The 10,389-nt window shown below is 74.6% G+C and carries 6 protein-coding genes; 4 read left to right on the top strand and 2 right to left on the bottom strand.

Features of this window, described 5'->3' with window-relative positions; all coding sequences use genetic code 11:
- Positions 1 to 13 precede the first annotated feature (13 nt).
- Entirely contained in the window at positions 14 to 1,303 is a 1,290-nt protein-coding gene (locus ACZ6C1_RS33765; protein ID WP_469246323.1) for an MFS transporter, read from the bottom strand.
- Positions 1,304 to 1,454: 151 nt separating this feature from the next.
- Between ACZ6C1_RS33765 and ACZ6C1_RS33760 the strand changes: the two genes are divergently transcribed.
- The 4 genes from ACZ6C1_RS33760 to ACZ6C1_RS33745 all read left to right on the top strand — a co-directional run bounded on the left by ACZ6C1_RS33760 (position 1,455) and on the right by ACZ6C1_RS33745 (position 9,614).
- Positions 1,455 to 2,183 carry a GntR family transcriptional regulator gene (locus tag ACZ6C1_RS33760; protein ID WP_469246321.1) on the top strand — a complete coding sequence of 243 codons (729 nt, stop codon included), beginning with the start codon at positions 1,455 to 1,457 and terminating at the stop codon, positions 2,181 to 2,183.
- A gap of 94 nt (positions 2,184 to 2,277) precedes the next feature.
- Positions 2,278 to 3,804: a hypothetical protein gene (locus ACZ6C1_RS33755; protein WP_469246320.1), complete on the top strand. Its 1,527-nt coding sequence runs from the start codon at positions 2,278 to 2,280 to the stop codon at positions 3,802 to 3,804.
- Between the two features lie 163 nt (positions 3,805 to 3,967).
- A complete protein-coding gene (locus ACZ6C1_RS33750; protein WP_469246319.1) occupies positions 3,968 to 4,885 on the top strand; it encodes a hypothetical protein in 918 nt (305 codons plus the stop codon).
- 31 nt (positions 4,886 to 4,916) lie between these two features.
- Positions 4,917 to 9,614, top strand: a complete 4,698-nt coding sequence (locus tag ACZ6C1_RS33745) for a hypothetical protein (RefSeq protein WP_469246317.1) — start codon at positions 4,917 to 4,919, stop codon at positions 9,612 to 9,614.
- 327 nt (positions 9,615 to 9,941) lie between these two features.
- Here the strand turns inward: ACZ6C1_RS33745 and ACZ6C1_RS33740 are convergent, their stop codons facing one another.
- Positions 9,942 to 10,361, bottom strand: coding sequence for a hypothetical protein (locus ACZ6C1_RS33740; protein ID WP_469246315.1), 420 nt, complete (start codon positions 10,359 to 10,361; stop codon positions 9,942 to 9,944).
- Positions 10,362 to 10,389: the final 28 nt, after the last annotated feature.

Below are 10,389 nucleotides of genomic sequence, written 5' to 3'. Positions count from 1 at the left end.
CCTTGACGGTGCGTCAGACGAGTTCGCGGCCGCGCGTCTCCGGCAGGCCGAGCAGTGCCAGGACGGCGATGCCGTAGCCGACCGCGCCGAAGACCAGCGCCCCGCCCACGCCCCAGCCGTCCGCGAGGAAGCCGACGAGGGTCGGGAAGAAAGCGCCGACCGCCCGGCCGGTGTTGTACGTGAACCCCTGGCCCGTGCCGCGCACCGCCGTCGGATAGAGCTCGGCGAGGAACGAGCCGAACCCGCTGAAGATGGCCGACATGCAGAAGCCGAGGGGGAAGCCCAGGACGAGGACCAGGCCGTTCGCCCCGGAGGGGATGTTGGTGTAGGCGAGGATGCACACCGCCGAGAGGACCGCGAAGATCACGATGTTGCGCTTGCGGCCGAGCCGGTCGGTGAGGTAGCCACCCGTCAGGTACCCGATGAAGGCGCCGGATATCAGGAAGGTCAGGTAGCCGCCCGTCCCGACGACGGTCAGCCCGCGGTCGCTCTTCAGGTACGTCGGTACCCAGGTGGCGAGCGTGTAGTAGCCGCCCTGGACACCGGTGGACAGCAGCGTCGCGAACATCGTCGTCCGCAGCAGACCCGGGCGGAAGATGGCGGTGAAGGAGCCGCGCTCGCTGCTCGACCTGCGGACCTCGGCGGCGTGCGGCGCGTCCTCGACGTTCCTGCGGACCCAGACCACGAGCAGGGCCGGCAGGGCGCCCGTCCAGAACATCACGCGCCACGCGGTGTCCGGGTCGAGGAAGTGGAAGACCAGCGTGTAGACGATGACCGCGAGGGCCCAGCCGGCCGCCCAGGCGCTCTGTACGCCGCCGAGGGTGCGGCCCCGGTGTTCGGCGGAGGCGTACTCGGCGACCAGGATCGCGCCGACGGCCCATTCACCGCCGAAACCGACGCCCTGAAGGGCACGGAACACCAGCAGGGTCTCGTAGTTGGGCGCGAAGCCGCACAGGACGGTGAACAGCGCGTACGTGATGACCGTGATCATGAGCGCCTTCACCCGGCCGATCCGGTCGGCGAGGATGCCCGCGAGGACGCCGCCGATGGCCGACACGACGAGGGTGACCGTGGTGAGCAGGCCGGTCTGGCCGCTGCTCAGGCTGAAGTACGCCGAGATCGCCACCATGCTCAGGGGCAGCGTGAAGAAGTCGTAGGAGTCCAGGGCGTAGCCGCCGAACGCGCCGCCGAAGGCGCGCCGGCCGCGCGGCCCGAGGGCGCGCAGCCAGGCGAACGCGCCTTTGTCGTCGGGCGGTTCGGCGGGGGAGATCGGGGAGGTCCGGGGGCTTTGGGACGTGCTCATCTGCACCTCGCAGAGGAGAGCGGGAACCGTGCGGTGCCCCCAAGGTAGGGATTGTTGAACGATCCGACAAGGGGTTCGTTCTCTCGTTCTCGCTCACCGATTTCCTTCTACGATGAGCGGGGGTGGAGTCGGGCGACGAGAAGAGGGTGCTGTGGGGACGACGGGCTCCGGGAGCGAGCGGGGCGGCGGGCTGGCGGACGACCGTGCGCTGCTCGGACGCACGAGCACCGCGGAACGGGTCGCGGACATCCTGCGCACCCGTATCGCCGAAGGCTTCTTCCCGCCCGGTAGCCGGCTCTCGGAGGAGAGCATCGGTGGCGCGCTGGGAGTGTCCCGCAACACCCTGCGCGAGGCCTTCCGGCTGCTCACCCATGAGCGCCTGCTCGTCCACGAGCTGAACCGCGGGGTGTTCGTCCGGGTCCTCGCCGTCGGTGACGTGGTCGACATCTACCGCACCCGGCGGCTCGTCGAGCGCGCGGTCGTGCACGACCTGGGGGAGCCGCCGTTCGCGCTGGACGGGCTGATCGCGGCAGTGGCCGAGGGTGAGCGTGATGCGCGGGCCGGTGACTGGAAGGGCGTCTCCACCGCCAACATCCACTTCCACCGGGAACTGGTCGCCCTCGCCGGCAGCGACCGCATGGACGAGCTGATGCGCGGTGTCCTGGCCGAACTCCGGCTCGTGTTCCACATGGTGGACGACCCGCGCGCGCTGCACGAGCCCTATCTCATCCGAAACCGGGAGATTCTGGACGCCCTGCGAGCGGGGGAGCGGACGAAGGCCGAGCGGCTTCTCATGGATTACCTGGACGACTCGCGCGACCAGTTGGTCCAGGTTTACTCCCACTTGGTGGAAACCGAACCGCCGACGGCGGCCGGCTGACCGGGCCCCTCGCCCACCGGCCGGCACACGGGGCTCGCACAGGCCATCTGCGCCGTTTCGACCGTTGTCAGTGCGAGGACCTAATCTGTGCAGCGTGACTTCGCCTGCCTCGACGGAATTCGTTCCGCCCCAGCTCAGCGCGGGGCCGCGGCCCGCGCAGGGCCCGGCCGCCGACGAAGGGCTGGCGCGGCGGCTGCGCGCGCTCGCGTGCACCGCGCCCCTGCACGACCTGGACGCCCGCAAGGCCAACCTGGCGGGGGAGTACTCGACGTACGCCATGGCGGAGGTCGCCCTCGCGGCGATCGACCTCGTCACGCTCAACATGGACTTCGACACCGGCGCCGACCACGAGCAGATCGTCGCCCGCCTCCTGCCCCGCGTCGCCGCCCAGGCCCCGCAGCGGCCCGCCGCCGAACACGAGCGCGTGGCCCGCTGGGTCTTGGAGAACCTGATCAACGTCGGCAGCGTCGACCGCGGCTTCCGCGCCGTGTACGGCACGTTCGGCGCCGACGGCGTCTACGTACGCCGCGACTACGACTTCAAGCTCATCGAGGAAGTCCCCGGCTACGGCGGCAGCGTCTACCTCCGGACCACCGACGAGGCGGTCAACGTCCTCGTCGGCGCCCTCGACACCGACGTCACCAGCGCGCAGATCGCCGCCGAGGTCAAGCTGGAGGTGCTGATCAGCCGCGGCAGGCTCGCCGACGCCCAGCTCGCCGCCGAACAGGCGCGGTACCGCACCGTGCAGTACGCGGAGACCCTCCGCAAGACGCTGGAGGCCACCCGGCGCAATGTCCGGGCCGTCGACTGGCTCAGCGCCGTACCCGACATGATCGACGAGGCGCTCGACCACGTGGCCGACCGGTACCGCCACGAGAACGCCATCTTGACCAACATCCGCAAGGCCCGCGACGAGGCCGAGGACCAGGAACACAAGCGGCGCGCGGCCGAGCTCGTCGACATCGTCAAGGACTGCATCCGCCGCCACACCCAGCTTCAGTCCCGGCTCCTGGAGGCCGGACCGCTGTTCCGGGCCGAACAGGACCGGCAGGCCTTCGCCCGGCCCACCGCGCGCTCCGGCCTCGATCTCTACGGGCAGCTCGTCGCTCCGATCCTGCCGCTGCCGGTGGAGCAGGCGATCAAGGTCACCGACGCCTGGTTCACCCGCGGCACCGGCCTCCGCGCCCCCGGCTCGGTACGCATGGGCGACCTGGTCGAGCTGCTGCTGACCCCGCCGGTGGAAAGGGAACACCTCGGCGCCGAGATGCCGGAACCCGACCTGATCGCGACGCCCGACGACAGCCGGTTCAGCGAGGCACAGCTTGCGAGCGCCATGGAGCTGCTCGACCTCGAGCACGAGGCGCCGCGCCGCCTCTCCGGGCTGCTCGCCGAGGCCCGCCGCCGCGACCCCGAACTGCCCTACCTGGTCGCCCTGCTGGCGATACACGCGGCGAGCCCCCCGGTCGGCACGGCCTACCGGCAGGGCGAGCAGCGCCTGCTGTTCGCCGTCGACGACGGCACCGAGCTGGACGACCCGGAGTTCGGCGGCGCGGACCTGATAGTCGGCACCGCCCTGCTGGACGCGGCGGGCATGGCCGCCGACCGCACGGACACGGCATGACGGCGCTGCCACAGCCGGTCGGCGCCGTCGCTGTCCGCGCCCGTCGCCCGGGGGCCCGCGGCGCGGCGAACCCCGCCGGGTCCGTCGCGTCCGCCGGGTGCGGGCGCGCCGTCCTCACGTCCCCGTCCCGACCACGACGCACCCGCACCAAGGAGCCCCAGCCGTGAGTGACCACCACGCCGAGCACGCCGACGCGTGGAGCGAGCCGGACGTCCCCGAGGCGGCCCAGCCGGGCACCGTGCCGTCCGGCGGCGCCTCCGCCGTCACGCCCGCCGACGCGGCCGACGCGGCCCGCCTGGTGTCCTTCGGGCTCCAGCCCAAGCTGCTCCCCGCCCGCGACGCCGAGTACGCCGACCTGCTGCGGCGTTACCGCGAGGAGCCCGCCTTCGCGCGCCTCGCGGACGCCGTGGCGACCGGCCTCGGCCTCATCGTGCTGGAGGTGTCCCCCCGCGCCGGCATGGCCGTCACCGCCGCCGAGGACTCGGTCTTCGCCGTCCGCATGGGCGACTACGCCCGTCGCGCCTCCACCGACTCCGGCGACCGCTTCCTGCACGGCCTGGCCCACCTCGCCGTCGCCGCCATGGCGTTCCCGCGCCCCGAGGACCTCGCCGACGACGGCTACATCGGCCGCATCACCGTCAACGGGGTGGACGCCTTCGTACGCCAGGCCTGTCGGCGGCTGGAGGAGCGCGCGGAGGAGCAGGGGGAGAACACCGACCCGGCGACGGACGCTCCCGGGCTGGAGGCCGCCTGGCGGATCTACGCGCGGCGCAGCGCGACCGGTGCCACCAAGGACGCCCGCCGGCTCGCCGGGTCCACCACCGGCATCATCGGCAAGGCCGTCGCCTTCCTCACCGACTCCGGGTTCCTCCAGCGCACCGGCGACGAGGGCGGTGGCTCCTACCGCACCACGGCCCGCTACCAGCTCCAGGTCCGCGACATGGCGGGCAGCGCCGCCATGGCCGAGCTGCTGGAGCTGGGCGTCGTCCCGGTCACCGACGGCTCCGCCACGCTCCTGCCACCGCCCGAGGGCGACGACCTGGAGCTGGCGGCCGACGCCGGCCTGCCCTTCCACGCGTAACACGACAGCACACGACTGAGAGTCCGCCGACATGTACGAGTTGTCCCGGGTCCGCCTCTACTCCATCGGGCCCGCCGGTGCGCGCTACGCCGACACCGTGCTGGACCTGCGCGGAGTGGGCGCGCCCGTGCCCAACCCCGCCCCCACGCAGGCGGAGTTCTTCGAGGAGGAGCCGGTCGGCCCGCCGCGCCGCCCCGCGCCCGCGGGTGTGCTCTTCCTGGAGAACGGCGGCGGCAAGTCCGTTCTGCTCAAGCTGATCTTCTCGGTGATGCTGCCCGGCCACCGCAACACCCTCGGCGGCGCGAGCTCCGGCGTGCTGCGCAAGTTCCTGCTCGCCGACGACTGCGGCCACGTCGCCCTGGAGTGGCAGCACACGCTCACCGGCGAACTCGTCGTCGTCGGCAAGGTCAGCGAATGGCGCGGCCGGCAGGTCTCCAACGACCCCCGGAAGTTCGCCGAGGCCTGGTACTCCTTCCGGCCGGGGCCCGGGCTGAGCCTGGACAACCTGCCCGTCGCCGAAGCCACCTCCGTACGCCCGCCCGGCGAAGGCGTCTCCGGCGCCCAGGGCCGCCGCCGCACCATGAAGGGCTTCCGTGACGCCCTCACCGAGGCGGACAAGGCGTACCCGCACCTGGAGGTGTACTGGGAGGAGATCCACGACCGCTGGAACGAACACCTCGGGGACCTCGGTCTGGACCCCGAACTGTTCCGCTACCAGCGGGAGATGAACGCCGACGAGGGTGAGGCCGCCGGTCTCTTCGCGGTCAAGAAGGACTCCGACTTCACCGACCTGCTGCTGCGCGCCGTCACCGACACCCGCGACACCGACGGCCTCGCCGACCTCGTCAGCGGCTTCGGCAACAAGCTCGGCCGCCGTGCCGAGCTCACCGCCGAACGCGACTTCACCGCCGGGTCCGTCGACCTCCTCGGCCGGATCGTCGAAGCGGCCGGCACACGCTCGCGTGCCCGCGACGTCCACGCCGGGGCCGAGCGCCGCACCCGCACGCTCGCCCGCCGCCTCTCCGCCCGCGCCGGTGAGGAGCGGGGCCGCGCCGCCGAACTCGCCCACCAGGTCACCGCCGCCGCCCACACCGTCACCGAGGCCGAGCAGGCCCGCGCCCGCGCCTCCCTGATCGCCGCCGAACTGGCCTACCGCCACGCGTCCCTGGCCCTCACCGCCGCCGAGAAGGGCGCCGCGGCCCAGCGCCGCGAGCTGTCCGACGCCCGTACCCTCCACGCCGCATGGCAGGCCGCCGAGGCGGTCCTCAGGCACCGCGCCGCCGCCGACCGCTCCGCGCGTGTGGCCGCCGCCATCCGCGAGGCCGAGCGGGACGCCGCCCCCGCGCTCGCCGCCCGCGCCAAGGCCGCCGCCGACCTCGTACGCGCGCTGCACGCGGCCGCCGAGGAGGGTGAGCGGCACGCGGGCGAGGAGGAGGAGCGTTCCGCCGCCCTGCAGGAGGCGGGCGAAACCGCCCACCGCGACGCCACCGCCGCCGCCACCGAGGCCCAGCGCGCCCGCAGCGAGGCCGGCCACCTGCGCCAGCGCCTCGCCGAGGTCGAGCAGGAGACCGCCGAGGCGGTTCGGGCCGGCTGGCTCGACGACACCGCCCCGGACGCCGACCCGGCCCGCGCCGCGCTCGCCGCCAGCGACGCCGAGAAGACCACCGTCGCCGCCTGGGACGAGGCCCGCGACGCCGCCCGGGCGGCGGCCGACCGCGCCCGTGAGGCCGCCGGCGCCGAATCCCGCGCCGAACTGGCCGCCGCCCGTGCCTCCGACGCCGCGCAGGCCGCCGAGAACGCCTACCAGGCCGAGCGCCGCGCCGCCGAGTCCATCGCCGCCGAGGAACGCCTCGCCGAGCTGCTGAGCCTGCCGTCGGCCTCCGGGCCGTCCAGCGGCAGGCCCGCCGTCCCCGGCCCCCGCCAGGGCGCGGACGCCGGGTCCGGTTCCGGTACCGGTTCCGGTTCCGACGAGGTGGCCGGACCCGTGCGGGGCGCCCAGGGCCCCCTCACCGTCGAGGAGTTCGACCGGTACGCGGACGAGCTGCGCGACCTGCTCGACCAGGGCATCGCCGCCGCCGAGCGCAAGCTCTTCGAGCTGCGCACCGCCGCCGCCGACGACTCCCGCATCCTCGGCGCCCTCGGAGACGGCGGGCTCCTGCCGCCCGGCCCCGACGTCCTCGCCACCGTCGAGTACCTCGGCGAGCAGGGCATCCCTGCCCTCCCCGGCTGGCGCTACCTGGCGCAGGCCGTCGACCCCGCCGACCACGCGGCCGTGCTGGCCGCCCGGCCCGAGCTGGTCGACGGTGTCGTCATCACCGACCCCGTCTCGTACGCCAGGGCCCGCGAGGTCCTCGCCGGAGCCGCCCTGCTGCCCCGCTCCGCCGTCGCCGTGGGCACCGCCGCCGCGCTCCTCGCGCCCGTCCCCGGTGCCACCGGCACGGACACGGACGTCTTCCTCGTCCCGCCGAACCCGGCCATGCACGACGAGCACGCCGCCGACGAGGAACGCCAGGCGCTGCGTGCCCGCGCCGCGGCCCGCGACGAGGAGATCCGCGCCCTCGCCGCCCGCCTCACCGGCGACCGGTCCCTCGCCGCCCGTATCGGCTCCTGGCGCGAAGACTGCCCGCCCGGCATGCTCACCGAACTCGCGGAAGCCGCCACCACCGCGCGCGAGGCCGCCGAAGCGGCCGAAGCCGCGCTCGCCGAAGCCCGCACCGTGCGGGCCGAGGCCGACGAGGCGGCGTCCGACACCGCCCGCGTGCGCGACGAGCGGCAGGAAGCCGCGCAGCGGGCCCGCCGGGCCGCCGACGCCCTCGCCGGGCTGGCGTTCCGGCTGCGGGAGCGGGCCGGCTGGCAGGCCAGGCTGCGCGAACTGGCCGACGAGACCGCCGAGTACGAGGCCCGCGCCCAGACCTGCCTGGAGCGCGCCCGCGCCGCCGACGAGGACCGCCGCGCCGCCCAGCGCGCCGCCGACGACGCCCACCGCACCGCCCGCGCCCTGCGCGCCGAGCGGGCCGAGATCGCCGGCGCCCCGGAGAACCTCCCGGAGGAGGACGCCGACGCCCCGCGCGTACCGCTCGCCGCCCTCCGAGAGGCCTACCGCGCCGCCTCCCAGTTGTACGAGAAGGTGGGCGTCGGAGCCGACCTGCGCGCCGAACAGGCCCGCGCCGAGAGCGACGAGAGCGCCGCCCTCGCCGAGCTGGACCGGCTCACCAACAAGGTCCGCACCCGCGCCGCCCAGCTGCTGGAGAGCCCGGACGGCGCCGACGGCCCGTCACGCCAGGCCGCCGCGGCCCGCGCCGAGTCCCTCGTCCAGATGCTGGAGTCCCGCGCCTCGGAGGCCAGCGAGAAGCTCGGCCGGCTGCGCGGCGAGGCCGAGCGGCTGGCCCCCGTGGACGGCGAGTCGCACACGGAGCTGCCCGAGGACCAGGTGCCCACCGACGCCGACCACGCGCAGTCCCTCCTCCGCACCGCCACCACGGAACTCGCCATCCGCACCGACGCGCTGGAGAGCGCCCGCGCCACCCACGCCCGCCTCCTCCAGGCGCATCGCGCCGCCGAGGACGCGGCGGGCGGCTTCGACGAGACGGCCACCCTCCTCCGCGACCTGCTCAGGGAGCACACCGAAGAGGAGCAGGAGTCCGCCGAGCCGTACCCGGGCAGCCTGGAGGAAGCACGCCGGTCCGCCGCCGAGACGCGGCGTTCCCTGCGCGGCTGCGCGGCCGACCTGTCGGCCGCCGACGCCGCCGTACGCGAGACGTGCGACGTCCTCGTACGGCACGCCAACTCCACCCGGTACGAACAGGTCCGGACCCCCGCCCGGCAGCAGATCCGCGAGCTGCCCGCCTCGGCCCTGCCCGAGCACGCCGCCAAGTGGGCCGACGCCTTCGCACCCCGGCTGCGGGTCCTCACCGACGAGCTCGCGCAGCTGGAGCGCAACCGCGACTCCATCGTCGACCGGCTGCGCGGCCTGGTGGAATCCGCGCTGGCCACGCTCCGTTCGGCACAGCGCCTGTCCCGGCTCCCCGAGGGTCTCGGCGAATGGTCCGGGCAGGAGTTCCTGCGGATCAGGTTCGAGGAACCCGATCAGGCGACGCTCATCGAGCGGCTCGGCGAGGTCATCGACGAAGCGACCCGCGCGGCCGTCAAGAAGAACTCCGACATGCGCCGCGACGGCATGTCCCTGCTGCTGCGCGGAGTCCAGGCCGCGCTCCAGCCCAAGGGCGTGGCGGTGGAGATCCTCAAGCCCGACGCGGTGCTGCGCGCCGAGCGTGTTCCGGTCGGGCAGATGGGCGACGTCTTCTCCGGCGGCCAGCTGCTCACCGCCGCCATCGCCCTGTACTGCACGATGGCGGCCCTGCGCAGCAACGACCGGGGCCGCGACAAGCACCGGCACGCCGGCACGCTGTTCCTCGACAATCCGATCGGCCGCGCCAACGCCACGTACCTGCTGGAGCTCCAGCGGGCGGTCTCGGACGCGCTCGGCGTCCAGCTGCTCTACACCACGGGCCTGTTCGACACGACGGCGCTCGCCGAGTTCCCGCTGGTCATCCGGCTGCGCAACGACGCGGACCTGAGGGCGGGCCTGAAGTACATCAGCGTGGAGGAGCACCTGCGCCCCGGCCTCCCGCAGCCGGCCGGCGAAGGCGAAGCGGCGGTGCACGGCGAGATCACCGCCACCCGCATGTTCAAGCGCAGCCCGGATCCGGAGCCCGCGACCGCCGACTGACCCCGCGTGCGCGGCGCGACGCCGGAACCCGGTCGACCGCACCCCAGAGCCCCCGGCGGGCCGAGCCCCACCCGGGCCCGGCCCGCCCGTCTCAGGCCCGCGAGCATCGTCCCCGCCTGCGACCGGCGGCCCGCGTCCCGTCCCGCGGCCCGCGTTCCGTCCCGCGCCCACCGCCCCTGCCCGCGCCCACCGTCCCTACTCGCGGCCCGCGTTGAGGCCCGCGCCTGCCGTCCCGGCCCGCGACGACCGTCTCAGCCCCGCGCCTGCCGTCCCGGCCCGCGCCTGCCGTCCCGTCCCGCGACCATCGCCCCGGCCCGCGGCCCGTGGTCAGGCCCGCGACAGCCGGTTGTCGCTCGCGCCCTGCCGTCCCTGCCGCGCCCGTATGCGCGCCGTCTCGCGGGCCTCCGTGCGGGCGGCGCGCCGGGCCCGGCGACGCTCCCGGCGCAGTCGGCGAGCCGTGCTGCTCGGCGTCGACACGACGCCGTGCCGCTGGTTCCACACCTGCCGGGTCACCCACACGTCCAGCACGGCCCAGGTCGCGACCACCGTGCTCCCGACGCTGCTCAGCACCATCGGAAAGGCCAGCCACGATGCCGTGAGCGTGCAGAAGAACGCCACCATCGCCTGTATCAGCGTCAGCGCCGCGATGAGCACGGCCCGTACCGCCGCCGTACGCACCGGGTCGGGGAGCCTCCGCCTCCCCACCGGCTCCTCCACCCACAGTTCGCCCCGCGCCGCCGTCTCCATCCGAACCGCCACTCCCCACGACCGACCG

The sequence above is a fragment of the Streptomyces sp. NPDC041796 genome (assembly GCF_055590785.1).
The sequence above is the reverse complement of the archived record's forward strand: the minus strand, read 5'-3'. Positions and strand labels throughout refer to the sequence as shown.